At 61.1% G+C, this 25,554-nt stretch carries 13 protein-coding genes and 1 tRNA gene; 4 read left to right on the top strand and 10 right to left on the bottom strand.

All coding sequences use genetic code 11. The annotated features are described in order from the left end of the window. Window positions 1-13: 13 nt before the first annotated feature. On the bottom strand, window positions 14-1,324 hold the full coding sequence (locus tag CRI93_RS07740; RefSeq protein WP_098062051.1) for a M16 family metallopeptidase: 1,311 nt from the start codon (window positions 1,322-1,324) through the stop codon (window positions 14-16). A gap of 174 nt (window positions 1,325-1,498) precedes the next feature. Beyond that, window positions 1,499-4,288, bottom strand: coding sequence for a DNA polymerase I (gene polA / locus CRI93_RS07735; RefSeq protein ID WP_098062050.1), 2,790 nt, complete (start codon window positions 4,286-4,288; stop codon window positions 1,499-1,501). A gap of 797 nt (window positions 4,289-5,085) precedes the next feature. On the opposite strand from polA, the gene CRI93_RS07730 reads away from it, so the two are divergent. The 4 genes from CRI93_RS07730 to CRI93_RS07715 all read left to right on the top strand — a co-directional run bounded on the left by CRI93_RS07730 (window position 5,086) and on the right by CRI93_RS07715 (window position 11,101). Continuing rightward, the gene (locus tag CRI93_RS07730) at window positions 5,086-5,916 is read left to right on the top strand and encodes a protein phosphatase 2C domain-containing protein (RefSeq protein ID WP_098062049.1); all 831 of its coding nucleotides are present in this window, start codon (window positions 5,086-5,088) and stop codon (window positions 5,914-5,916) included. A gap of 82 nt (window positions 5,917-5,998) precedes the next feature. Beyond that, on the top strand, window positions 5,999-7,477 hold the full coding sequence (locus CRI93_RS07725) for a hypothetical protein (RefSeq protein WP_098062048.1): 1,479 nt from the start codon (window positions 5,999-6,001) through the stop codon (window positions 7,475-7,477). A 366-nt stretch (window positions 7,478-7,843) separates the two neighbouring features. Then, window positions 7,844-8,935, top strand: a complete 1,092-nt coding sequence (locus CRI93_RS07720) for an FHA domain-containing protein (protein ID WP_098062047.1) — start codon at window positions 7,844-7,846, stop codon at window positions 8,933-8,935. A 111-nt stretch (window positions 8,936-9,046) separates the two neighbouring features. Beyond that, a complete protein-coding gene (locus CRI93_RS07715) occupies window positions 9,047-11,101 on the top strand; it encodes a serine/threonine-protein kinase (protein ID WP_098062046.1) in 2,055 nt (684 codons plus the stop codon). Between the two features lie 1,050 nt (window positions 11,102-12,151). On the opposite strand, the gene hemL is transcribed toward CRI93_RS07715, so the two are convergent. The 8 genes from hemL to alaS form a co-directional block, all read right to left on the bottom strand. Next, the gene (gene hemL / locus CRI93_RS07710) at window positions 12,152-13,474 is read right to left on the bottom strand and encodes a glutamate-1-semialdehyde 2,1-aminomutase (RefSeq protein WP_098062045.1); all 1,323 of its coding nucleotides are present in this window, start codon (window positions 13,472-13,474) and stop codon (window positions 12,152-12,154) included. A gap of 143 nt (window positions 13,475-13,617) precedes the next feature. Next, window positions 13,618-14,895 carry a serine--tRNA ligase gene (gene serS, locus CRI93_RS07705; RefSeq protein WP_098062044.1) on the bottom strand — a complete coding sequence of 426 codons (1,278 nt, stop codon included), beginning with the start codon at window positions 14,893-14,895 and terminating at the stop codon, window positions 13,618-13,620. Window positions 14,896-15,038: 143 nt separating this feature from the next. Beyond that, window positions 15,039-15,962 carry a dTDP-4-dehydrorhamnose reductase gene (gene rfbD, locus CRI93_RS07700; protein ID WP_098062043.1) on the bottom strand — a complete coding sequence of 308 codons (924 nt, stop codon included), beginning with the start codon at window positions 15,960-15,962 and terminating at the stop codon, window positions 15,039-15,041. A gap of 59 nt (window positions 15,963-16,021) precedes the next feature. Next, window positions 16,022-16,489: an RNA polymerase subunit sigma-54 gene (locus CRI93_RS07695; protein WP_098062042.1), complete on the bottom strand. Its 468-nt coding sequence runs from the start codon at window positions 16,487-16,489 to the stop codon at window positions 16,022-16,024. Between the two features lie 15 nt (window positions 16,490-16,504). Continuing rightward, window positions 16,505-17,047 carry an acyl-CoA thioesterase gene (locus CRI93_RS07690; protein ID WP_098062041.1) on the bottom strand — a complete coding sequence of 181 codons (543 nt, stop codon included), beginning with the start codon at window positions 17,045-17,047 and terminating at the stop codon, window positions 16,505-16,507. A 269-nt stretch (window positions 17,048-17,316) separates the two neighbouring features. Further along, window positions 17,317-17,405, bottom strand: a tRNA-Ser gene (locus CRI93_RS07685). Window positions 17,406-17,503: 98 nt separating this feature from the next. After that, the gene (locus tag CRI93_RS07680) at window positions 17,504-22,351 is read right to left on the bottom strand and encodes a DUF3320 domain-containing protein (RefSeq protein ID WP_176521771.1); all 4,848 of its coding nucleotides are present in this window, start codon (window positions 22,349-22,351) and stop codon (window positions 17,504-17,506) included. Window positions 22,352-22,520: 169 nt separating this feature from the next. Continuing rightward, window positions 22,521-25,370 carry an alanine--tRNA ligase gene (alaS, locus tag CRI93_RS07675; RefSeq protein WP_098062039.1) on the bottom strand — a complete coding sequence of 950 codons (2,850 nt, stop codon included), beginning with the start codon at window positions 25,368-25,370 and terminating at the stop codon, window positions 22,521-22,523. Between the last annotated feature and the right edge of the window lie 184 nt (window positions 25,371-25,554).

Below are 25,554 nucleotides of genomic sequence, written 5' to 3'. Positions count from 1 at the left end.
AGCCAGCGGCGTGCTACGCATCCGGCACGTACCAGCCGATGGTGTTTTGCGTGGTGTGCAGATGCTCTTGCGCAACTTCTTGCACGACCTGCGGCGTAACGGCACGGATGCGGTCGATGTACTCGGTGTAGAGCGTCCAGTCGCCCACAGCGATGGCCTCGTTGAGCTGCGAGGCGATGCGGTACGGCCCGTCGCGCCCGTAGGCTTCCTTCGCCACAAGCTGACGCTGCGCCCGCGCCACTTCGTCGTCGGTCACACCTTCGTGCTGGATGCGCTCAATTTCTTCTTCGATCGCGGCTTCCACCGTTTCGTGGGTTGACGATGGCGTGAGGAAGGCAAAGAGGGAGAAGAGGCTCGGGTCGCGCATCCGAAAGTTCATCGCGAACACGTCGGTCGTCAGCTCCTGGTCGGTGCAGCGGCGGTAGAGGCGGCTGCCTTTGCCGGATGCCAGAATGCGCGCCAAGACGTCGAAGGCGTCGGCGGCGTCGGTGCGGCCATGGGGCACCTTATAGCTCGACAGGAGCGCCCCGAGTTCGCCATCCTGGTTCACCGTTACGCGACGCTGCCCACGCTGCTCGGGCTCACGGGTGCGCACCTCCGGAATGTCATGCGGCGCGCTTGATATGCTTCCAAAGTGCTCGGCAATGGACTGCAGATCGGCCTCCGCATCCACCGACCCGATGAGGCTGAGCGTGGCGTTGTTCGGCCAGTAGAACGTGTCGTAAAAGTGACGCAGGTCCTCGGGCTGCATCGTCTCGATGTCACTCCGCCAGCCAATGGTGGGGTGATGGTACGGGTGCGCCACGTACGCTGCGCTCCACACTGCATCGAAAAGCCGCCGCGTGGGGTCGTTCTGCCCGCGGTCGAACTCGTTCAGGATGACCGTCCGCTCCGACTCCACATCGTCGGGCGCCAGGCGGGCGTTGCGCATCCGGTCGGCCTCAATATCGAGTGCCATGCCCACATGCTCGCGCGGCAGCATCTCATAGTAGTTGGTGCGGTCGGTCCAGGTGGAGGCGTTGACCTGGGCGCCCACCCGCTGCAGCACGTCAAAAATGGACGTGCCGTGCTCCTTGTGGAAGCGCTCGGTGCCTTTGAACATGAGGTGCTCCAGCATGTGCGTGGCGCCGGTGTGCCCCGTGCGCTCGTTGCGGCTGCCCACATGGTAGGTAATCATCACGCTCGTAACCGGCGCGGCATCAATGGGATACAGCAACACCTGCAGACCGTTGGCGTCCAGCTCATACTGCTGGATGCCGCCGGATTCCTGCACGAACGAGAAGCCGTCTACCGAGACGGGCGATGGCGAAACAGCGGTGCTCATACGAAACGAGGGCGTCAATGGAAAGAATGGCTGTGCTGCACGAATGAGGACGTTCCGGCGTTCCTGCCGCCGGTGCTGCGTATCCACAAAACGCACTTGTTCAACATGGTGCCATAGCGGAATGCAATGACTGCGCCGTGCGTGGGAAGGATACAGTCAAATCGCAGTCGGCAGTCAGTGCGCCTCCAGCCAGTTATCGGCCAGCGCAATGTCCACGACAACCGGCACCCCATCGAGCGGGAGCGCGGCGTTCATCTCGGTTTCGACGAGCGATTTCAGGGCGTCCTCCTCGCCGGGCGCCACGTCGAACACGAGTTCATCATGCACCTGCAGGAGCATCCGGCTGTCGAGCTGGCTCTGCCGGATACGACTGTCGATACTATTCATGGCAATCTTGATCATATCCGCCTGCGTGCCCTGAATCGGCATGTTCACGGCGATGCGTTCGGCTGCACTGCGGCGGTTGGAATTGCTGGCCGTAAGGTCGGGAATGGGGCGGCGGCGTCCGCGCAGAGTTTCGGCGTAGCCTTTGTCGCGCGCCTCTTCGACCAGCTGGTTCAGGAGGGATGCGACGCCGGGATACGACTTCCGGTACTGGTCGATCAGCTCCTGGGCCTCCTCGACCGAGGTCCGGAGCCGCTGCGCCAGCCCCCACGGCGACACGCCATACGGAATGCCGTAGTTGACCTCCTTGGCCTTGCGCCGCTGATCGCGCGTTACGTCGTCGGGGTCTATGTCGTAGACGCGGGCAGCAGCGTCGGTGTGAATGTCGCCGCCGGAGCGGAAGGTCTCTTGCATCGCCTCGTCGCCACTCATGGAAGCGAGAATGCGCAGCTCGATCTGCGCGTAGTCGGCGGCCATGAGTTGCCAGCCCTCGCGCGGCACGAACGCTTTTCGGATCTCGCGCCCGACGGGCGTGCGAATCGGGATGTTCTGCAGGTTCGGATCGGAGGAGGAGAGCCGCCCGGTGGCAGTGCGTGCCTGGTTGAAGCTGGTGTGGATGCGATTCGTTTCAGGATGCACCAGCTCGCCGAGGCTGTCGAGGTAGGTGCTCTTCAGCTTGTAGGTTTTGCGCCAGTCGAGCACAAGCCCCGGAAGGTCGTGCTTCGTAGAGAGCTCCTCCAGCACACTTTCTTTGGTGGAGGGCCGCCCGGTGGAGGTCTTCGAGATGACAGGAAGATCCAGCTTCTCGAACAGCACCGTACCCAGCTGCTGCGTGGAGTTGATGTTGAACTCGGTGCCTGCCAGCTCATAGATCTGGCTGCCGATATCGTCAAGCTCGTCGGCGAGGCGCTCGGAGATGGCGTCCAGCACATCCGTATCCACCCGAATGCCGGTGTGCTCCATCTCGGCCAGGACGCGCACGAGCGGAAATTCCATCTCCGCGGCAATCGTCCACAAGTCAATTTCGCGCAGCGCCTCCTCCAGCGGCTCCGCAAGCTGCAAACTGATATCGGCATCTTCGCAGGCGTACCGTGCGGCATCGGCAATGTCGACCTCGCGCATCGTGATCTGCGAGCGCCCCGAGCCAATCAGGTTCTCGATGGGCTCCATCTTGTAGTTGAGGATGGACCGCGCCACATCATTCAGGTTCTGGGCCTGTTCGGGATGCAGCAGGTAGTGCGCGATCATCGTGTCGAAGATGGTGCCCTGCACGTCCACGCCATGGCGGCGCATCACCACCAGATCGTACTTCAGGTTGTGGCCGATGAGCGTAGACGGCGCTTCAAGCACGTCACGCAACACGTCGAGCACGTCTTGCGTGGAGGTGCCGTCGGGTAGCGGCGTAGGCACGTAAGTGGCCTCGTGCGGCGTCCAGGCAAACGACATCCCCACGAGCGACGCGATCATCGAGTCGGTCGAGGTGGTTTCGGTGTCGAAGGCGTAGCGGTCGTGCTCGGCCAGCGTCTCGGCGAACGCCTCCAGCTCGTCGCGGTGCTGAATGAAACCGTAGTCCACGACATCGGGATCGAGCTCTTTCACCGCCTCGTACGGCCCAAAGTCAAACGAGAGGGCGTCGCTGTCGTCGCCGCTTGTAGTCTGGGAGGAGGCGGAGGCGTCGGTGCCGTCTCCGTTCAGATCAACGCGGTCGAGCAGAGACTCGAACTCGAACACTTGAAAGAGGCGGCGCAACTCGTTCATGTCAGGATTGGCCTGGCGGAGCTGGTGCCAGTCGAGCCCAAAGTCCACATCGGTCTTAATCTGCACGAGCTTGCGACTCATGCGCGCCTGGTCGGCAAACTCCTTCAGGTTCTGGCCACGCTTGCCGCCGACCTCGTCGGCATGGGCAATGACCGATTCTACGTCAGGATACTCACGAAGCAGCTTCTGCGAGGTCTTTTCGCCAATGAGCGGCACGCCCGGCACGTTGTCGGACGAGTCGCCCCACAGGGCGAGCATATCAATGAACTGCGACGGTTCGAGGCCCATTTCCTCGCGAAAACTCTCGGCAGTGATGTGTTCAAAATCTTGATCACCACGCGCCGGTTTGTACATAGAAATGGACGGCGACAGGAGCTGCTTGAAGTCCTTGTCAGGCGATACGATGACCACATCGGCACCGTCGTGCTCGGCATCGCGGGCGAGTGTGCCAATCACATCATCGGCCTCTACGCCCTCAACTTCGGCCACGGGAATGTCCATGGCGCGCACAATGGCTTTGATACGAGGCAGGTTGTCGAGCAGGTCTTCGGGGGGAGGATCGCGGTGGGCTTTGTAGTCTTCGTAGATGTCTTCGCGGAAGGTGCCATCCTGGCTGGGCACATCGAACACCACCGCGATGTGCTCCATCTCGTGATCGCTGATGAGCTTGAGCAGCGAATTGGTGAAGCCGTAAGCTGCCGAGGTGTTTTCGCCCTTCGAGTTGATAAGCGGGCGCTTGATAAAGATGTAATGAGCACGATAGGCGAGCGCCATCGCATCAATAAGATACAGCGTGGTGTCGTCGTTTTCGGCGTGGGCCATGCGCAAAGGAGTGAGCGTGCAAGAGGACATGGGGTAGCATATCGTGTATGCCTGGCTGAAACCACGGTTCGGCAACACAACACCCTACATTGATACCTTGTATGCGCAGGAAGGCAGAACGCCTCCCTCCTGCCTCTTCCCCCTCCGCACGATATGAAAAGCCGACCAACGAGATGCACGTAGTATGTTTTCAGAAATACGTCTCTGCAATCAAGTGTTTTGTCTATCTCCCTGATTGCAATTGTCTTATATCTAAATTAGATTCATGATTATCTTGGTAGGGCATCAGTGGTTCAAATTGAAATACCGCCGCGGTAAAAGCTGTTTAAAAATCACTTGCCCCTCCGTTTTCTATTGCGTACCCTTCGTATTACGCTTGTACCTAACCAACGTATGTAAGGAAGTGTTATAAGAGGATTGAGCATCGTCGTACTTCCATGTGCCGCTTCGTGGATGCATGGTGCCTGTGATGCACATAGGCTGGTGCTGACACAAAACGCTCTGCAAGAGCAATCGCTCCAGATGAAGCATCATGCAGAATGACGCTTTCACGCCTCTTTGGCACCCTCATTAAGCTACTACAACACAATATGTTATTCACAACGCACATACGTATACCCAACCACTGCCCGCTGGTGTAGAGCGGCTCGGCCGGTGCTTGCTCGGGGCCCCAAACGCATGCTGCCGGCCTGTTTTCGGAGCAGTACTTCTTCGTCTTCTCCGTGGCCGTATTATGTTTGACCGGGTGCCCCTCTTCCTTTGCTCGTGTAGTCGCTGAAGATTTTTCTCCGGACGCAATGCTCCCAATTTCTGCCCACGGTACAACCTATCCTGGACGCCGCGAGGTCAATCAGGACGACATTTTGCAGTTCTATCCGCATCCTGATGCGTTTTTCTTAGCGGTGGCCGATGGCATGGGGGGTACCGCAGGAGGACAGATTGCGAGCCAGTCTGTGCTGAAGCGAGTAGAAGCCTATCTCGACGAGCGGTTTCGGTATCAAACCGAGCCCGAAGAGATGAAGGAGATTATGACCGAGATCTATCAGGAATCCCAAGAGGCCATTCGCACGGTTATTGAGCGCGAACCCTCATTGGATGGCATGGGCACCACGCTCACCTGCGTGCTTGGATTCAAAGACCGGTTTGTCGTTGGCAATATGGGCGACAGCCGTGTGTATCACCTGCACAGCGGGGTTATGCGCCAGGTAACCACCGACCATTCGTACTTAGAAGAGTTTCGCAAGCAAGCAAACACTGACGACCTCGACCCCAAATTTGTACGTCAGTATGGTCATATTATCAACAAGACACTCGATGGAGGCAATGATGTACCTGACTTCTTCCCCAAAGAGCAGCCGTACTACAAACTTGAAAATGGGGACGGGTTTTTGCTCTGTTCTGATGGGCTCATCGTAGATAAGATGGACGACCAAGAGAAGCTTTTTGCCTCATACATGGTGGGCACGCCCGACCTACGCACGGCAGCTGAGTCGTTGGTATCGCTGGCGTATCATTCGGGGTCGAGCGACAATATTTCGGTTGTGATGGCTGAAGCCGGTTCGATTACCCGCAACCTGGGCCAGGTACGCACTTACGCGTTCCCTCCAGCCCAAGAAGAGCCGGCATAACACCGTTCTCGTATTTCTGCCCCGCGCTGGTCGTCCGTGAGCCTCTGCCCTGTTCTTGACCTGCCGCATTCCGCCGAGTTTTATGCGTCGACCTTACCCCCCATTTCTTACTGGCCTCTTTGTCATTGTCTTCTCCATGCTGGGTGCTACCGAGCCGTTGCCGGCCTCGGCCCGCTCGATACAGGCTCAGACCTGCGACGAGTCGTTTGCAGACCAGCAGTTATCGACGGCAGATCGCCTCATTAATCAGAACAACTATTCCGGTGCGATACGACTCATCAACACGGCTCTGCGCGAGTGCTCAATTGGACGCGTGCAAGATGCACTGGTGGAGGCGTACAGCAGCTGGCATAGCTACGTGCAGCAGGCACCAAGTGGCAGTCCGTCGTTCTTGCAGTCGGTCACAACAAACGACTACCTGGCCAATCGCGGCGCGTTTGGTGGACGCATCACCTCGACCCTGGAAACGTGGGTAGGGCGGCTGCACGATAATGAATCGTACGGCGAAGCGCATCGATACTGCACCCGTTACGGTGCCTACAGCGACCGCACGTTTCGCTTGAACTACCTGTGCGGCTCCTCGGCCTATCGGACGGAGAACCATGAGGAAGCCATTGCCGCCTACGAAACCATTATTAACGACTGGAATGGCGATCAATCGTATGTTACGTGGGATGATGCAGCATCTGACCTGAAGGAGCTGTACATGATCACCACCGAGTTCGACGACGCTTTCGATATCGCCAAGCGACTGGCCATCCGCACGCCCACCCCCGAGAATGTGTTGACGAGTCTGATTACGGTACGGGGGCAGATGTTAAGCCCCATTGCCAAGCATGGAAACGTGCTGTTTGGTGGCGTAACCTCCGACGCGGTTGTGAGCCACGTACGGAGCGAGATGCAACGCATCCGCTTTCCTGATTTTGTGGTTGGTATCTACCTGATGACACGCGACGCCCGCTCGGATGTCATTTTTTACGATTCAGGCACCATCGCCCCGCCCTCAACCAACGACTTGGAGCGTCTATCAGGAAACGTGACCATGCTTGAGTCTTCAGAGAACCCGGATGAGGCATGGCTCATCTCACCTGTAGATGCCGGATACTTTGTCCTGCAGTTTGAGTCGCGCACCTCGTCCGATGAGAATGCGCTGCTTGAAGGATTGCTTGCCGATATTCAGAACAACGAACGTTGGCAACGCATGGTGTCAGAGCAACTGTCGCGATCGTACGCAGCTACCGGGAGCGCCGTGGCTACTCTCATTGGAGGAGCCTACCTGGGTGGTGAACCTCTTGCCAACTTCGGCCCGCTGTTTGAAGAAAGCAGTGCGCTCCTCTATTTTGCGGTTCAGGATCCAGAAGGGGAAGTCATTCACAGCGAGCAGTTTTCGCGAGGCGGCCTGGAATACGGTGGCGATCTGTGGGAGCGCACCACGACAACCCCCGCCCTCTATCATCATAAAACACGATATGCAGGCCGACGTGCCTACGAAGTAGTTTGGCCGAATTATCAAGACGACGAGTGGGCCGGGGTTGTACGCGTGGGCATTCGGAATAATTAGTTTACTTCCTGAATGGTTAACGACCGGGCCCCCAACCCGTGTGAGTCCCCCGCATGCAGCTATGCAGCCTGACGCCCCCTAACATTGAGGGAGTTGTTGAAGTAGCATTCCAAGTAAAACAATCTTGCCTGTGCCTTCTCGCTGACAAAACATGCTAACTGTGCCTGCTATATTACGGTCTTGATCCTGCGATATCGAAAAAGGGCATTGACCCCGTGCCTGCTAATGATTATTGTGTAGCTGTTCCTCCCCTGCAAGCCTTCCGGCCTGTGAGGCTCGGATCTTTCCTTGTTCACCAGGACAGGGCCCCGGCTACACCCCGCTTTTGCGTTCACGTTTGTTCCCTATACCTTTTCCCTTTGTCCAATGAGATTTGTTTGGTTGGCTGTAGCCTTCCTGGCTTTCATCGGAACCGCCCCCGCTGATGCTCAGACATCAGTGAGCGATATTCTTAACAACCCCGGCCAGTACAATGATACACAGGTTTCAGTTGAGGGCACCGTAGCCCGGGTCTTGGCTGAAGACGAGGGGAATTACATACTGGAAGACGAGGACGGAAACCAAATCCGGATTCGCTACTCGTCTGACACTGCCCCTTCAGAAGGGGATCAGCTCACTGTTGAGGGGCTCGTATCAATCAGCGCGTTCAATCGGGAGCCGTACATTACGGAGAGTAATCGGTCTTCTACCGCAGCGGGCAGCCAAAGCGGCGAGACGCCTGAGGAGCGTAGATTGGAGAGCGAAGGGAATCCGTTTACGATCATTGGCATCATTGGCCTGCTGATTACAATCGCGATTATTGGCAGCGCCTATTACCTCTGGAAGCGTGAGGAAGAAGCCGAGCAGCGGCGCGAAGAGAAGCGCGCCCAAGCAGAACGCGAGGCGGCAGAGGCGGCCAAGTCTGAAGCAAGCCAGGAAGACGGTGACTTGAACGTGCAAGACACCGAATTGCAAGGTGGCGACGACTCCCTGTTTCCAGACAGCGACGGCCCCACAACCGATGAACCCGAACGCCGCATCAAGTCGGAATCAAGCAGTTCAACGGCGAATAAGCCCGAGAGCCCCGAAACCTTGAAGTTCAAGGCCCCCCCTAAAACGATGAAGTTTATTCCTGGCAAGCTTGTTATTATCTCTGGACCCGACAAGGGGCGCGAGTTCCGTATTGCGGGCTTCCCGCGCGAGGAAGAAGATGGCAACGTCGTCACCATTGGTCGTGCCGATGTGAAGGGCGAACGGGCGTTTGCACATATCCAACTGGGAGACACCTACCGCACTGTGTCGCGCATCCAGGCCGAAATCATCCAAAAAACGAGCAGTAACGAGGTCTACCTCCGCAACAAGAGTACAACCAACCCCACGGAAGTTAACAACGAGCAGGTCCCCCCCGAGGAAACTGTCGAACTTCAGAACGAGGATACCATTCAGATGGGTGAGCTAGTTCTTCGGTATGAGGTGTAGCATCGCGTTTTCTGCCTTGCTTTCCTCCGCGATAGCCCTTACACCTGAGGACGGCTCGACTCTCTTGCGCCCGTACGAACCACGGACCGTTTCTAACCACTCCCACCCCCTATGTCTGAAGCCACAAAGCGCTGCCCGTACTGTCACGAGGAGATCTTGGCTGCAGCGCGCAAATGCAAGCACTGTGGAGAGTGGCTGGAAGACCCACCTACAACAACCACCAGCATCCGCAACCCGGAAACGCTGGTGCGTGAGGCGCTCGACGAAAACTACGAGATTGAGAAAGAGCTTGGCCGGGGGGGCATGGCTATTGTCTACAAGGCCAAGCAGCGCAGCCTGGGCCGTGACATTGCTCTGAAGGTACTTCCCCAGGGGGTCTCGCATGATAAAAAGATGCTGGAGCGCTTCCACCGCGAGGCGCGTTCTGCTGCACGGCTAAATCATCCTCACATCGTAACCATCATCGATGAAGGGGAAACCAATGGCGTCCACTTCATGGCGATGGAATACCTGAGTGGACGCGACATGCACGAAATCATTCAGGAGCAGGGGCATCTGTCCAGCCAAGAGGCTGTCACGATCATCACCCCTATTGCTGATGCGCTGGCGTATGCCCACGAACAAGGCATGATCCATCGCGACGTAAAGGGCTCGAACGTCATGATTACAGACGTGGGGCGGCCCGTGCTCATGGACTTCGGCATCGCGTATGCCTCTTCAGAGGCTCGCCTCACTCAAACAGGGACGGTACTTGGCACCCCCGAGTATATGAGTCCCGAGCAGGCTCGTGGCACTGAAGTTGAGGCCCGGAGCGATCTGTACAGCCTTGGCGTCGTGCTGTATGAAGCGCTCACAGGCCAATTGCCTCACTCTGGAGGGCACCCTATGAGCGTGGTGTATAAAGTCCTCCATGAGCCGTACACCCCACCGCGCGAGCTGCAGCCCGACATCCCCGAGTGGCTGGAGCAGGTTGTAGCGAAGTGTCTTATGAAAGAGGCCGACGACCGCTTCGACTCGTGCGCAATGCTTGCCGAAGCTCTCCGCAATGAAGATCCCGGAGAGTATGTGGAGATTCCTTCGCCCTCCGATAGCGGCGATGCCGAAGCCGGTCCTATTCGTCTGGGCGACGAAGATGAAGCGGAAAACCAGCCTGCCCAGACGCAAATCTTCCAGTCGAAAGACCTCTCTGATGACGACAGTGCCTCCGAAGAGAAATCCAGCTCTTCAGCCCGCCGCTCAGACGGAAGCAATAGTAGCCCGCAGCGCCAGAACCTGAGCATTGTGCGCAGCCTCGAAGGCACTGCCGACTGGGTCAATGCCGTCTCCTTTTCACCCGACGGCCAGTTCGCCCTTGGCGGCGGTAACGACAACGAGGCCAAAGTCTGGGAGGTCGTCTCGGGCGACGAAATTCAAACCATTCGTGGCCTCGATGGCCATCCCATTGCAATCGATCTGTCGTCGAATGGAGAAACGCTGCTCACGCTTAGCTCGGAGAGCACACTGCAACTGTGGGACCTGGAAACCGGCACCCAATTGCACAACCTCGAAACCTCGCCCAACTCGGTGCTCACAGCCTGCTTCTCTCCCGACGGCAACCGCGTACTCGGCGGAGCCGGCCAAGGAGGGACGCTACGCATCTGGGACGTAAAGTCGGGAGAGCCTGAGTTTACCTTCGATACACACGAAGAGCCGGTCTTCTCGGCTGCATTCTCGCCCGACGGCTCTCGCGTCGTCACAGGCACTGGGCAAGGCGCTCTGCGCATCTGGGACGTGCAGTCTGGTGGCCAGGTCATGGAGCTTGATACCAGCGACTGGGACGCAGCGTATGTCTTCTCGGTCGCATTCTCGCCCGATGGCCAGTACGTCCTCTCGGGCAGTGACGACATGACTGCTCGCCTGTGGGATGCGGCGTCGGGCAAGCTCCTGCGCACGTTCGACCGCCACGATGGCCTCGTCATTGCCGTGTCGTTCTCGCCCGATGGCCAGTTTGCCATTTCGGGCACCAGCAACCTCAACGTCTGCCTCTGGAAGGTTTCCGACGGTAGCCTTGGCTATCTGTTCAAGGGTGAGAGCGGCGAAGGCGTGAGCGCTGTCGACTTCTCGCCCGACGGGCGCTACGTGCTCTCGGGCACCAAGGAGCGCGGCATCCGCATGTGGACGCCGTAAACCGCTACACGCTGCCTGCCACACAGGACGAGAGCGCCAAACTGCCGCGTCTGATACCAACGCATTCAACAGCAAGAGGGACCGCCGGGGTCTGCCGGTCGGCCCCTCTTTTCTGTAGGGCTGTTGGATCCACAAGTAGCTGCGAGCACCGCACAGGAATCGTACCGAATCTGGGTAGTGGATAGACCGTAAGTGATGGCCTTCTGGTAAAAGCGTTGACTGGGGCGAACGGTCCGTACGTGTTTAGCGCAGAGGAAGAGCAGGTGTAAGCAGCCACTCCAGGCCGCTCCCCTGGAGAGGGGAGCTGTCGCGCAGCGACTGAGGGGTGGATTTGAAGCAGCACTTCATGCGGAGTTGTCCCGGCCCGTGAGCCGCCTGCTTCTGTCAAGGAGGAAGCGATGTTAGTAGAGCGCATGCCGTGCCGGTGTTGTAGGAGACCTTTCGACTCCTACCGACGGCTGTCGGTATGCGCTCAAGGTGACCAAAAGGGGAGAAGGGGAGCATGTGCACCCATGGAAGACCCCGGGCGGTTATTGAACCACGCTAAACAGATACAGCGGTCCTCCGTTCGCCTCCGCAAGCCCCGCCGGGGACGTCCGCGCCGGTCGGCGCTCCCAGCCTCCTGCTACTGGCATGTTTCCTCCATCACTTAGCATTGAACCGCTACCCAAATCTGGTTGCAGCATTGCGCTGAAGACGTACGTAACGGCATGTGCGGGTTTCTTTTTTTCCTTTGCTGATCGCATTGTGGCAGAATACGCGGTCCTGACATCCCCCATTCCCTCACGCTGTTCGGGCGTTTCCCCCTTCGCGAAGGGGGAAATGTCGCGCAGCGACAAAGGGGGATGCCCGACCAAAAGAAAAATGGGAAAACTTGCACACCGCGTTACGTAGTTGCAACTCACACACGTTATCTCGTCGCGGGGCTCTGCCTCGTGACGGGGCCGTTCAGGGGCTCCGCCCCGTTCTTCACGCTGTAAGTAGATGTTTTTCGTCTCCCCGTTCACCCTTCCATACCCCGATACACCAGCGAAGCCTGTGGAGTTGGAATCAGTGGATGCGCTTGAGCGCGTTACGCTGGGCCGCAAGTGTTTTGTCGAGCTCGGCTTCGCCGTGCTGCGTGCCAAAGAAGTATGCCTCAAACTGCGAGGGGGCCAGGTACACGCCTTCTTCCAGCATCGCATGGAAATAGTCGGCGTAGGCCTCCGTATCGCAGGCTTTAGCTGTCTCAAGATCGGTGACGCGCTCGTCCGAGAAGAAGAGGCTGCCCATGGCGCCCACGCGGGTGGTGTAATACGAGAGCCCGAGCGCGTCCAGGTTCTGGCGGGTGCCTTCTTCGAGCGCCTCGCTGTAGCGCTCCAACTGCGGATAGATGTCGTCTTTTTCGGTGGCGATCTTCGAAAGCACCGCGTGGCCCGCACGCATCGCCAGCGGGTTGCCGCTTAGCGTCCCGGCCTGGTAAACGGGTCCCACGGGCGACACGTAGTCCATGATCGCTTTCTTGCCGCCGTATGCGCCCACCGGGAGGCCGCCGCCGATGATCTTGCCCAGTGTCGTCATGTCGGGCGTGACGCCGTAGCGCTCCTGGGCACCGCCGGGCGCGACGCGGAATCCGGTCATGACTTCGTCGAAGATGAGGACGATGCCATGCTCGTCGCAGATGGCGCGGAGTTCTTCCAGGAAGCCGGGCTCGGGCGGAATGCAGCCCATGTTGCCGGCAATCGGCTCGACGATGATGCAGGCGACCTCGTCCTCGTACGATTCGGCAAGCTCGCGCACATGTGCAGCGTCGTTGTAGCGCGCCAGGAGCGTGTCTTTGGCGTTGCCCTCGGTGACGCCCGGCGAGTTGGGTTCGCCCAGCGACAGCGGGCCGCTGCCTGCGGCGATCAAGAAAAAGTCGCCGTGACCGTGATAGTTGCCCGCAAACTTGATAATCTTATCGCGTCCGGTGTAGCCGCGTGCCACACGGGCTGCGCTCATGGTGGCCTCGGTGCCCGAGTTCACCATGCGCACCTTTTCGACCGACGGCACCAGATCGCAGACCAGTTCGGCCACCTCAATCTCGATTTCGGTCGGGGCGCCAAACGAGGTGGAGGCATCTGCGGCCTCTTTTACGGCGCGAACGACATCGGGATGGGCGTGGCCAAACAGCATCGGCCCCCACGACCCGATGTAGTCGATGTAACGATTGCCATCTACGTCGGTCATGTACGCGCCCTCGGCGCGGTCGATAAACAACGGCGTACCGCCTACGCTTTTGAAGGCGCGAGCAGGCGAGTTCACGCCGCCAGGAATGCGGTGCTGCGCCGCCTCGTAGTGACGCTTACTGGTGGAAAGGTCGAGTTCTGTTCGAGTCTGTGTGTCTGTAGCCATAACCAGAAGATCGCTGAACGACAGAGAATGCAGAAGGTCTGCGGTGTAACGTGCGGTATCCAACTGCCCTGGTATTGATACTGCCCAAGCCGCCGGGTTGATCGTGACGGGCCTGGAATAGCCGCACAACATATGCGGTTATTTTAAGCAATTGTCTCAAACCGCGTGTACGGATGCAGCACCTCGGGCAGTTCGACGGTACCGTCTTCGATCTGGTACTGCTCAATGAGCGCGGCGATTATGCGAGGAAGCGCCAGTGCACTGCCGTTGAGCGTGTGTACAAGCTCGGGCTTGGCCTCGGGCTCGGGGCGATACCGGATCTGCATGCGGCGCGCCTGAAACGCCTCAAAGTTCGAGACGGACGACACCTCCAGCCAGCGTTCCTGTCCGGCGCTCCACACCTCCAGGTCGTACTTCTTCGCCTGCGTGAAGCCCATATCGCCGGTGCACATGAGCAGGCGTCGGTACGGCAGCCCCAGCGCCTGCAAGAGCGCTTCGGCATCGGCGCACATTGCCTCCAGGGCGCGGTAGCTCTCCTCCGGCGTCACGAACTGCACCAGCTCCACCTTGTCGAACTGATGCATGCGATTGAGGCCGCGTACATGCGCACCATACGAGCCCGCCTCGCGCCGAAAGCACGGCGTGTAGGCGCAGTACGTGCGCGGCAGGTCGTCCGCATCAAAGATTTCGTCGCGGTGCATGTTAGTGACAGGCACCTCGGCGGTGGGAATCGGGAAGAAGCCCTCACGCGGGATTTCGTACATCAGGTCTTCCTTGTCGGGCAGCTGCCCCGTGCCGCGTGCGCTGTCTTCGTTGATAAAGAGCGGCGGCTGCACTTCCGTATAGCCGTTCTCGTTGGCCTGGTCCAGGAAGAACTGGATCAGTGCACGCTGCAGACGCGCGCCCTTGCCGGTGTAGATGGGAAATCCGGCGCCGGTCACTTTCGCACCGCGCTCAAAATCCACAAGGCCGAGCGCATCGATGAGCTCCCAGTGCGGCTGCGGGTCGAAATCGAATGTCGGCTTCTCGCCCACCTCTTCCTCCACCTCGTTGTCCTCTTCGGAGGCACCCACCGGCACGCTCCGATGCGGAATGTTGGGCAACTGCAGCAGCATCTGCTCGGTGAGGGCCTTCTTTTCGCGCACTTGCTCTTCCAGCTCGCCGATCGTTTCCTTGAGCGCGCTGGTTTCGTCAATGTGCTCTTGCGCCTCTTCCTTCTTGCCCTCGCGCATCAGCGCGCCGATCTGCTTTGAGATGCGATTGGAGCGCGCCTGCGCCTCTTGCAGCTCCGTGATGAGCGTGCGCCGCTCCTCGTCAACCTCCAGCAGTGCGTCCACCTGCTCGGGACGGTCTTCGCCTTTGGCGCGCATGGCTTCGCGCACGCGGTTCGGGTGTTCACGGACAGCGTCAAGGTCAAGCATAGGAGCTACGGATTCAGGTCAACAAGCATACGAGTACAGGCGGATGCGCTGCGTATCCCTAAGAACGCAAGCGCGTCTCGAAAAGGCAGGGATGTGGTGTTAATATAGCACGAACCTGCGGAGGCGAAGGCACGGTGCCGCGGTCACGAATCTGACGCAATACCCAACGTGCTCCCCACCGCCCGCAGGCCTTCGCGCAGCGGTGTGGGGTGGTAGCCCAACTCCGTTTCAGCTTTCAAGATGATGAATCCGGTGCGCGGCGGACGCGGTACGGCGTTTTCGAAATAGTCGCTGGTCACGGGCGTGATGAAGTCGGGGTCGTAGTTGCAGACGTCGGCTACGGTGGTGGCCAGGTCGTAGATCGAGACAAGCTCGCGCCCGGAGATGTGGTACACGCCGGTCTTTTCGTAGTGCAGCAGCCGCTCAATGCCGCGGGCCAGGTCGTTCACGTAGGTGGGCGTGCGCCACTGATCGGTGACGATGTGCACCGGCTCGCCCGCTGCCAGCTTCTGCATCAGCCACGTCACGATGGTGCCGCGTCCCAGGTCGGTGCCGGTGCCGTACACCAGCACCGTGCGCACAATGGCCCAGTTGGCCAGCCCCGAGGCACGCACCGCGTTCTCGCCCGCGAGCTTCGAGCGTCCGTAGTAGTTGACTGGATTCGGGCGGGCATCTTCGGCATAGGGCCCGTCTTCGCCGTCGAACACGAAGTCGGTAGAGACCTGCACCAGGCGTGTGCCGTGGCGGCGGCAGGCCTCGGCCAGATGCTGCACGGCGGTGGCGTTGGTGGCCCAGCAGTCGTCTTTGGCATCGGTGCAGCCATCCACATCGGTCATGGCCGCGCAGTTGACAAGGACGTTGGGCGTGAAGTCCTCGAAGAGCGCCGCGATGTCATCGGGTTGGGTGATGTCGAGCGGGGCGTAGCCACACGAGCCGGTGTCGAAGCGGGGCGTGTCGTCGCGGGCGGTGGCGAGCACGTCGTACTCGGGTAGCTGGCTCAGGCGCCGGGTGAGCGCCTGCCCAAGAAGACCGTTGGCGCCTGTGATGAGTACGCGGTTATAGAGCATATGTCCGGCACAGAGGCAGTCGGGCAAACAAGGCGATGCTGCAACGAGGCAGCAGACAATCAGAAACGTAGGTAGTAGCGGAGGCCTACGCTTCCCCCTATACGAACATCGGGCGCAGGCAATCCCTCGGCGCGGGGGCTGGCGTGCAGGTACACCTCAATGCGCTCGGTGTAGAAGTTGAGTCCGACGCGCGCGCCGGCCCCGGCCACCACGCGCGATCGGGTGTCGAGGCTGCGCAGCCCCAGAAACAGACTCGGGCCCCAAAACACCCAGAGGGCCGATTCGGGCAGGTCTCGTTCGCGCAGCAGGTGCACATGGGCCACCGTCTGATCGCGAAAGTTGGTACCCAGACTAAACACTCCGGCCCAGGGCGCGCGGCCATATGTCTTGACGGTAAAGCCGCCCGGCTGCCCGGCTTGCGTTCCAACGCCAATGGAGCCAGGGGCACGCTGAGCATGGAGCGGGGTGAGCAGCACGCTACTCACCAGTCCACCAGCAACAAGCAGAATGCAGAGCAGGTAGCGCATGGGGATGCAGAAAGCTTACTCGCTGTCGCGGGCGGTACGCACGGCCTCGACCATATCGTCTTGCAGGTGGTTGGCCTCGTCGAGCGAGAGGCGTCCGGCCAGCACCAGGCGCACGTCGCGGCGCTTACCGGCGGCTTTGAAGCGCTCTTCTTGCCGGGCGGTTTCGGGCACGATCTGGGGCACCTCGATCGGATGGCCGTCTTCGCTGAGGGCCACGAACGTGTAGAAGGCACGGTTGCACTTGCGGCGGGTGCCATCGCGCGGGTTTTCGGCCCACACGTTCAGTTCCACCTCCATCGACGTGCGGAAGGCGCGGTTCACCTGGCTCTCGACCACCACGACGTTGCTCTCGCGAATGGGCCGCTGAAACTCGACGTTATCGACTGAGGCGGTGACGCACACGCGCCGGGCGTGGCGCTGTGCCGAGATGGCGGCGCACTTGTCCATGAGGTGCAGCAGCCGCCCGCCCATCATGTTGCCGAGCCCGTTGGTGTCGTTGGGTAGCACAATCTCGGTCATGGTGCAGCGCGAAGCGGCGACGGTGTGTTCGGTTGACATAGCAATGGGGAGGCCAGAAGAAACAGGCAGATACAGTAGTAACGATACGAACCCGCAGCGGCGATGTCACTCGAAAGCCTGGCGAACCGGGCGGTCCTATCACGTTTTTACGGAGCTGTTGCGCTGTCTCGTAGACATGTGAGATGGGCGCACACAACGGTTCCGTCTTGTGCCCCGTGCTATCCATGCCGAGATGCACATCGCATCCACGAAAAAGCCTCCTTCCGTCGGCAGACAGAAGGAGGCGTCGGCGTGTGTGTTTGTATCAGCGGTGGGGGAGGGATTCGAACCCCCGGTACCCGTGAGGGTACTCCGGTTTTCGAGACCGGTGCGTTCAACCAGGCTCCGCCACCCCACCGGGGCGTTGCAGATGTGCTGTACCTGTCCTCATGCCCCACGTTCCGCCCGCCTGGCTCAAATTATGGTGAACGGCAGCCCTTCATCTGCTGCGCAACCTTACTCCGGCACCACAAGGTGATCGTTTTCTCGGACAAGCGTTTCATTCTCCAGCATGGATGCGATGGCGTCATCTACATGCTTGCGGATCTTTGAGCCCACGCGCCCGAAGCCGAGCGTACGCCCCACCTGCTGCACCAGCTCCTCGCGGTCAACGCCAAAGGAGGCACGCACAATGCGGCGGGCCGCCTCCTGGATCTCGGGCATGGGCACATACGCAATATCACGGTCGCGGCGGTCGAGAGCACTTCGGTCACGCACCGGCACGTCCTCCTGGCCAGGCGGCATCAGCACGTCATCGGTGCGCGTGATGCGCCTGATGTCTTCGGCATGGACGATGGCCTCACGCAGTGCGTCTTTGATGCGCGTGCCCATGCGACTGGCCCCCGACGCGTCGACGATGCGGCGCATTACAGTGTGTGGATGGACCGGACCTTCGCGCTCGACTACGGTCGACACCCACGTTGCCCGGGTGCTGCGGTCGATGGAAGCCAGGTCGCTGGTGTCGGGCAGCGAGAGCGTAGCCGTTTCGTACGGCACCGCCTCCACCGGGTCTGCCGCTTCGAGCGTAGAGGCCGATTCGCGGGCAATAACCGGTTCGTCGTGCTGCGGCGCAGCGGGACCATCGTCCTGCGCAGTGGCGTCGTCTTTGGGGTTGGTCTCCGTTGCAGGAGCCGCCGGCGCGTCCTGCGCCGGGGCCTTGCGGTCGCGCTCGGCCTTCGCCTCCACCTGTGCACGCTCAATGGCTGCAATGGTGGCTTTCATCTCGTCATCGGGATTGCGGAACCAGTCGGTGCTCCAGATGCGGTGAATGCGCCAGCCCAGGTTCTCCAACACCGCCTGACGCGTGCGGTCGCGCACACGAGCCATCTTGGCGCTGTGGTACGTGGCGCCGTCGCACTCAATGCCGAGCACGTAGCGGCCCTCGCGCTCGGGGTCGACCACCGCCAGATCGATGAAAAACCCGGCCACCCCAATCTGATGCTCCACGCGGTAGCCCGCACTACGAAGCCGCTGCGCAACCGCGCTCTCAAACGGCGAGTCGGGGCCGCCTCCAGTGACTGTGGGCACGTCGAGTTCGCCGGTCTCTGCAAACTTCAGATATTCCTTCAGCACCTGCACGCCGCGCGCATTGGTGCGATGCAGATCGATGTCGTCGGCCTTGAGGTTCGTGAACACCTCGCAGCGATACTTGGCGCGTGTGGTGAGCACGTTGAGGCGCCGCTCGCCGCCTTCACGGTTGAGCGGGCCAAAGTTCATGGTCACCTTGCCGTTCGCATCCCGCCCGTACCCCACGCTAATGTACATCACGTCGCGCTGGTCACCCTGCACGCTCTCCAGGTTCTTGACGAAGAACGGTTCGGTGGGATGCCCGGTGAAGAACGACTCGCACGATGGATCGTCGCGGCGCAGGTGCTCCAACCGGTCGCGGATGGCGTCTTGCTGCGCTGAGCTAAACGTGGCTACGCCCAGCGACATATCGGGACGTGTACGGGCGTGCTCCATCACGCGCTCGGCCACGGCCTGGGCTTCCTTCTTGTTCTGGCGGCTCCCGCCCCGGTCGTAGACGGTATCGGGCAGGTGGTTGTAGACGAGCCCGATTTCGCCCTGCTCGGCACTGGGACTCGGAAAGACGTTTAAATTGTTGTCGTAGAACGCTTTGTTGGAAACGGCAATCAGCGATTCGTGGCGGCTGCGGTAGTGAAACCGTAGCATCTGCTCGGGCGCGCCCTTCGCCCGAAACAGGTCCAGCACACTCTCCTGGTCGCCTGCCTGCTGCGCGAAGTCGTCGCCGCTGGTGTCGATGGCCGCGTCGAAGAAGTCGGTGGGCGGAAGCTGCTTGCTGTCGCCCACCACCACGGTCTGGTCGCCGCGCAAGATTGCGCCGAAGGCATCCACCGGACGCACCTGACTGGCTTCGTCAAACACGACCAGATCGAACGATGCGCTCGCGGGCGGCAGGTACTTCGGCACCGACATCGGACTCATCATAAAGACGGGCTTAAGCGCCTGGATCGCGTTTCCGGCACGCTGCATGAGCAGCCGAATCGGCATGTGGCGGCTCTTTTTGCCGAACTCATGCATTAGCACGCCCATCTGCCCGGCGCCGCTGGGCGGGGGCATCTGCTCGTAGTGCTTCAGCGCCAGTTCGTGCCGGTTGTGCTGGAGCGAGGCGCGGTCCAGCTCCCGGAATTTCTCGGCCACCTGCTCGTGCTGCTCCCCGCTGAACGTCTTGAGCGCAGGCCGCTCCTCGATAGCGCGCCGCACCAGCGCAGCGTAGTAGGCCCGGTCAAACAGATCGACCAGATGCGCCGGCGCCTCGTCCCACGTGCGCGCTACCTGCTCGACCGGCTCCAGATCCTTCGCGGCCAGGTCGTTCGCCAGGTCGTTGTAGGTAATCATCTGTTGGATGCGAGGCACCGCGGCTTCGCACCGGTCAAGCAGTTCGGCCTGCACGTCGTACGGCTGATCGTGCAATGGGCCCTGTTCAAACCGCACATCGGCGTTCAGTGCAACGGATGTCGCAAACGCATCAGCAGCCTCGTGGTAGCGCGTGCGGCGCGTGTGCAGGGTGTCGAGGTGATCGGCGGGCGCGGCGGTATCGGGCAGAGGCAGCGCATCGAGTACATCGGCGGGCAGGTCGTCCGCAGCGATGGCGTCGTGCAGGGCAGTAAGTGCTTCGGTGATGGCGTGCAGGCGCTCCCAATCGGAGGAAGGGCCGCGCCAGGCGGGACCGAAGACGTCGGCAGCAATGGCATCGTAATCGGTAAGGGTGGATTCGAGGCGCTGGGCTTCGAGAATGGCATCGAGCAGCGCCACGCGGTCCTCGCTATCGTCGGGCAGCGGCCCCTGACACAGCGCAGCCAGCTCGCTTTTGGCGCGTCGCCAGTCGCCAATGAACCAGCGGTACCACTTGGAGCTGTGCTTGGCCAGCGCCTGCCGCATGGCAAACACGTCTTGCGTCCACGCCTCGGGAATGAGTGTGTCGTCGTAGGTGGCGTGGAGTTCGGCATAGCGCTGCCCGGCTTCCACCAGCTCATGTAGCGCGTCGGTGTTTGCGCACCACACATCGGCCTTCACATCGACACCCGACAGGTCAGGGGCGTTGGCGGCCCAGGTGGCAGCGTGCTCCAGGCGGTCGGTGGCCTGAGGCGTGGGTGGTGCGTTGAGACAAAGCTGTTCGGCCAGCGCCTGGGTGGTGGTTTCGAGGGCGTGGAGCGCTTCGCGGGCCGTACGGGCGGCTTGTTCAACCGCATCCTGCTCTTCGGGCAGGTAGCCCTCCTTTTCGCATCCCCAAAACGGATGGCGAACCGGCACACCCATGCCGTCGAGATGCGACGCCACCTGCTCCACCAGAAACCGGCGCGTGTCGAAGTCATCCTTCGTCCACGACTGGGCGGTAGGCAGCCTGAGCGTTGGGGGCTCGGCCTCGCTCAGGGCGTCGCGCAGGTGCGCAAGCTTGCCGTAGGCCACGTACGGACGCACGCTGCTCTGTCCTACGGGCGTGTTAACGGCGTCGGTGTAGTCGTTGAGCCGCTGGCGCGCTTGCAGGAATACGTCGGTGTGCTGCGCGGCATCGTTGACGGTGGGGCGCCCGAGCTTGAGGGTGCGCTGCAGTTCGTTGAGCACCGACTTTTTGCGCGTTTTGTGGCTGTGCAACTCCAGGCAGGCATCGCCCAGCCCCACCTGATCCAAGTTGCGCTTAACCACATCGAGCGCCGCTGCCTTTTCCGAGACGAAGAGCACGCGCTGCCCCTGCCCAATGGCCTCGGCAATGATGTTCGTGATGGTCTGCGACTTGCCGGTACCGGGCGGGCCTTGCAGCACCAGGTTGCACCCTTGCTTGACATCGAGCACGGCGCGCGTCTGCGAGCTGTCGGCATCGACCACGTGGTGGGTGTCCTCGGGGGCCAGGTGGTCGTCGAGGTGGGCGTCGTCGGGGATGCGCCCTTCGGGTACAGAAAAGCCTTCGTCGAGCACCTTGCGCAGCACCGGATGGTCGCCGGGCTTTTGATCCTCGGGCCAGTTGGCGGCGTCGAGGTCCTCGAACATCAGGAAGCGCGTGAACGAGAAGAAGCCAAGCGCCATGGCATTCGGGGCAATCGACCAGCGGCTCCGTCCCTCGATGACCGAGCGTAGCGCTTCGGTGTAGGCAGCCACATCGAGCGGGACGCTGTGGGCGTCGTCGGTATCAGGCAGCGGCCAGTCGAGCCCAAACTCGCCCTCCAGAAACGCACGCAGCGAGAGGTTGCCGCCCACGGTGCCGCCGGTGTAGGTGAGGCGGAAGCGGCCCTGCACGTCGGTGCGGTCGAGCGATACGGGCACGAGCAGCAGTGGCGCGCTCCGCTCGGTGTCTGTATCTGGACTGCGGTACCAGCGCAGCATGCCCAGGGCCAGATACAGCGTGTTGATGCCTTCTTCCTGCAGCGATTGCTGCGCGTGGTAATAGGTGTTGAGCAGGCGCTGCTGGAGCTGCGGCGAGGTGTACGGCGTTTGCAGCACCGTGTCGGTGTGGCGCTCGGCGGGGCTGTTCGCCTCGGTATCGGGAGCTGGTTCTTCGGGGCCGGTGGATTCGTTCGGCTGACCAAACACCAGTTCGTATTGATCGGCCTCTGGTTCGCCCTCCGATTCGCCATTCAGCTTCTGGCGCTGCTCATCGCTCACGCTGTTGAAGGAGAGGCGCCGTTCCTCGTCGACCAAGAGACGATGCACCTGTGTGGCACGTTCGTCGATCACTTCAACGCCCCGCGACTTCAGGGTGCGGTAGCTGATAAGCGGGTTGCGCAGGGTGAGGTCCAGCAGTTCGTTCTTGCGTGCGCGATCAAGCTGCGCATCAACAGAAGCCATAGTAGAATGGGGGCGATTGGATAAGACGGCCCCGGCACGCACGCGACGGATGTGGTTCAATTCCAGACGCGTACAGGGTTGCAGGGCGAAACGCGTGGTACCAACATGCTGATTGGCACGCACAAGCGCAACACAGCGCGTCCAGCGCCGCAGACCATGCAGCACAGACTCACCCCACCCGTCCGCGCACCCAATCGGCCACCCCATCGAGCGCAGCAGCGAGCTTGTCGCCGTGGCGTCCGCCTGCCGAGGCAAAGGTCGGACGTCCCCCGCCGCCCCCGCCGAGTTCGCGGCCCAGATCGCCCACCAGGTCGCCCGCCTTCAGGTCGTGCGCCCCGATGAGGTCGTCGGCGACCGACGCGACCACGTAGACTTTCTCGCTTTCGGGATCGGTGCTGCCGAGCACGCCCACGGCTCCGGCTCCGAGACGATCACGCAGTTGCTGCCCCAAGTCTTGCAGCAGATCCATATCCGCTTCGCCGATGGAGCCCGTGGCCACGGTGATGCCGTTCACCTCGGTCGCGTCCTCGATGATACGATCCAGGTGCTGAGCGAGCTGGGCGCGCTGCAAGTCCTGCACCTGATCGCGCAGGGCGTCACGCTCGGCCTTCAAGGCTGCGATTTCAGATTCGAGCGGACGCTGCAATCCCTGAAACTGCTTCCGCGCCCGATCGAGCGTCTCCAGTTCGCTTTCCACGTAATCCACGGCCGCATCCCCCGCCACCGCTTCGATGCGGCGGATGCCCGAGGCCACCGAGCCCTCCGAAAGCAGCCGCACAAACCCGATTTCGCCCGTGGCGTCGACATGCGTGCCGCCGCAGAGCTCCATCGAGAAGTCCGGGTCGAACGTGATGACGCGCACCTCGTCGCCGTACTTTTCGTCGAAGAGCGCCGTAGCGCCGCGGTCGAGGGCCTCGTCCATCGGCACGCTGCGCTCTTCCTGCTTGGCAATGTTGCGCTGCACGGCCTGGTTGATCTGCACCTCCATGGCGCGGAGTTCGTCGTCGGTGACGGCCTCGAAGTGACTGAAGTCAAACCGCAGCCGATCCGGCGCCACGAGCGAGCCTTTCTGCTGCACATGCTCGCCCAGCGTGCGGCGCAGCACTGCGTGCAAGAGGTGCGTGGCGGTGTGGTGCTTCTTGATGTGCTGACGGCGCGGGGCGTCGACCGTGGCTTCAACCGGCGCGTCGAGCGATTTCGGCAGGCGCTCCACCATGTGCACAATGCGGTCGCCAATGCGCTGCGTGTCGAGCACGCGCACGGTGTCGCCATCCACAGTGAGCGTGCCGGTATCGCCCACCTGACCGCCGCTCTCGCTGTAGAAGGGCGTGTGGCTCAGTTCAATGTGCGCGCCAATGCGGTCGTCATCGTCCACCGTGCGCACGGCACGAATGGCGGCGTCATCAACATGCGTGGTGTCGTAGCCGACAAACTCCGAGCGCGGGCCATCGGACACCGTGTGCCAGTCGCCATCGGTGTCGCCTGTGCCGCCAAACTGCGAGGCGGCGCGAGCGCGCTCCTTCTGGCGCTGCATGAGCTGCTCGTAGCCGTCCATGTCCACGGTCAGCCCCTCCTCACGCGCCATGAGCTGCGTCAGGTCGATGGGGAAGCCGTAGGTGTCGTGCAGCAGGAATGCGACTTCGCCCGCCAGCGCGCCCGCTTCGGCGGTGGAAACAAAGGCGTCGGCAATAGCGGCGCGGTCGTCGTGGTCCACGTACGCATTGGTGAGCAGATGCATCGCCTGCGCATCCCCCTGAAGCGATTCGAGGGCGGCCTTGGCATCCTTCTGAGACTGATGCACATACGGCACCACGGTCTGGAAAAAGTCGAGTCCGGTACCCAATGTCTCCAGGAAGCTCTCCTCTTCAGAGCGGATGACGTTTTCGAGATAGCCCTGTTTTTCGTCGAGATCGGGGAAGGCATCGCCCATGGCCTCAGTGAGCGCGGGCAGGAGCGCATGCAAAAATGGCTCGCGCAGACCGAGCGTCTGGTAGCCATAGCGCACGGCCCGGCGCAAGATGCGACGGATGACGTAGCCGCGTCCTACGTTGCCGGGGGTGACGCCGTCGAGGATGGCGAACGCGATCGCGCGGATGTGATCCACAATTACGCGCAGCGCAATGCGCACCGCCTCCACCTCGTCGGCATCGTCAAGATCGATGTCGTTGTACCCGCGCACGGATTCGCGAGGCGACGCATCGGCCACTGCCTGCAGGAGCGGCTCAAACAGGTCGATGTCGTACGTGCTGTCTTTGCCCTGCAGCACCGCCGCAATGCGCTCAAAGCCCATGCCCGTATCGATGTGCTGGTTGTCGAGCAGCTTCAGCGAACCGTCAGGCTGCGCATCGTACTGCATGAACACGAGATTCCAGATCTCAATGACCTTCGGGTGGTCCTTATTGACGAGCGTCTTGCCGTCCACCGCCGCGCGTTCCTCGTCGGTGCGCATATCCACATGCACCTCCGAGCACGGCCCGCACGGCCCCGTGTCACCCATCATCCAGAAGTTTTCTTTCGAGGGCTCATACAGGATGTGCGCCTCCGGAATCGTTGTCTCCTCGGCCCAGAGCGTGGCAGCCTCCTCGTCGGCCTCCAGCCCGAGTGCCTCGTCGCCTTCGTGGACGGTGGCGTACAGCCGCTCCGGCTCCAGGCCCCACTCATCCACCAGCAGCTCCCACGCCCAGCGGATGGCCTCGCGCTTGAAGTAGTCACCGAAGCTCCAATTGCCGAGCATCTCAAAGAACGTGTGGTGGTACGTGTCGTGGCCCACCTCATCCAGGTCGTTGTGCTTGCCCGACACCCGCAGGCACTTCTGCGTATCGGCAGCGCGGCTGTAATCGCGGGTCCCCGTGCCCAAAAACACATCCTTGAATTGGTTCATCCCCGCGTTCGTAAAGAGCAGCGTGCTGTCGCCACCTGGCACGATCGAAGCGCTGGGCACAATCGTGTGGTCATTCTCCGCAAAGAAGTCGAGGAATTGCTGGCGGATGGCCGAAGCGGAGCGATCGGGGGTAGGCATAGACAGAACAGCCGGTTAGGAGACACAAAAGTATAGATGGCACAGGAGAAAGCGCAGGCCCGTGCCACGGTCGGATGTAGATATCCGCGCTCCGGGGGCTCCGTTCCACAAAGGACGCATGTGTGCCGCAGGCAAGGGCTAAGCTTTCGCTCAAAACGATGGAGTTTTTCGTCGCATAATACCT

Source organism: Longimonas halophila (genome assembly GCF_002554705.1).
In the GTDB taxonomy this organism is placed as follows: domain Bacteria; phylum Bacteroidota; class Rhodothermia; order Rhodothermales; family Salinibacteraceae; genus Longimonas; species Longimonas halophila.
This window is presented reverse-complemented; position numbering and strand designations above follow the sequence as displayed.

Bases quoted from the DNA above. Each gene is read 5' to 3' on its own strand.
- hemL (WP_098062045.1), bottom strand. From the start codon at position 13,474: ATGGCTACAGACACACAGACTCGAACAGAACTCGACCTTTCCACCAGT.
- alaS (WP_098062039.1), bottom strand. From the start codon at position 25,370: ATGCCTACCCCCGATCGCTCCGCTTCGGCCATCCGCCAGCAATTCCTC.
- CRI93_RS07740 (WP_098062051.1), bottom strand. From the start codon at position 1,324: ATGAGCACCGCTGTTTCGCCATCGCCCGTCTCGGTAGACGGCTTCTCG.
- CRI93_RS07715 (WP_098062046.1), top strand. From the start codon at position 9,047: ATGTCTGAAGCCACAAAGCGCTGCCCGTACTGTCACGAGGAGATCTTG.
- CRI93_RS07680 (WP_176521771.1), bottom strand. From the start codon at position 22,351: ATGGCTTCTGTTGATGCGCAGCTTGATCGCGCACGCAAGAACGAACTG.
- CRI93_RS07690 (WP_098062041.1), bottom strand. From the start codon at position 17,047: ATGTCAACCGAACACACCGTCGCCGCTTCGCGCTGCACCATGACCGAG.
- CRI93_RS07695 (WP_098062042.1), bottom strand. From the start codon at position 16,489: ATGCGCTACCTGCTCTGCATTCTGCTTGTTGCTGGTGGACTGGTGAGT.
- serS (WP_098062044.1), bottom strand. From the start codon at position 14,895: ATGCTTGACCTTGACGCTGTCCGTGAACACCCGAACCGCGTGCGCGAA.
- polA (WP_098062050.1), bottom strand. From the start codon at position 4,288: ATGGCCCACGCCGAAAACGACGACACCACGCTGTATCTTATTGATGCG.
- CRI93_RS07725 (WP_098062048.1), top strand. From the start codon at position 5,999: ATGCGTCGACCTTACCCCCCATTTCTTACTGGCCTCTTTGTCATTGTC.
- CRI93_RS07730 (WP_098062049.1), top strand. From the start codon at position 5,086: ATGCTCCCAATTTCTGCCCACGGTACAACCTATCCTGGACGCCGCGAG.
- CRI93_RS07720 (WP_098062047.1), top strand. From the start codon at position 7,844: ATGAGATTTGTTTGGTTGGCTGTAGCCTTCCTGGCTTTCATCGGAACC.
- rfbD (WP_098062043.1), bottom strand. From the start codon at position 15,962: ATGCTCTATAACCGCGTACTCATCACAGGCGCCAACGGTCTTCTTGGG.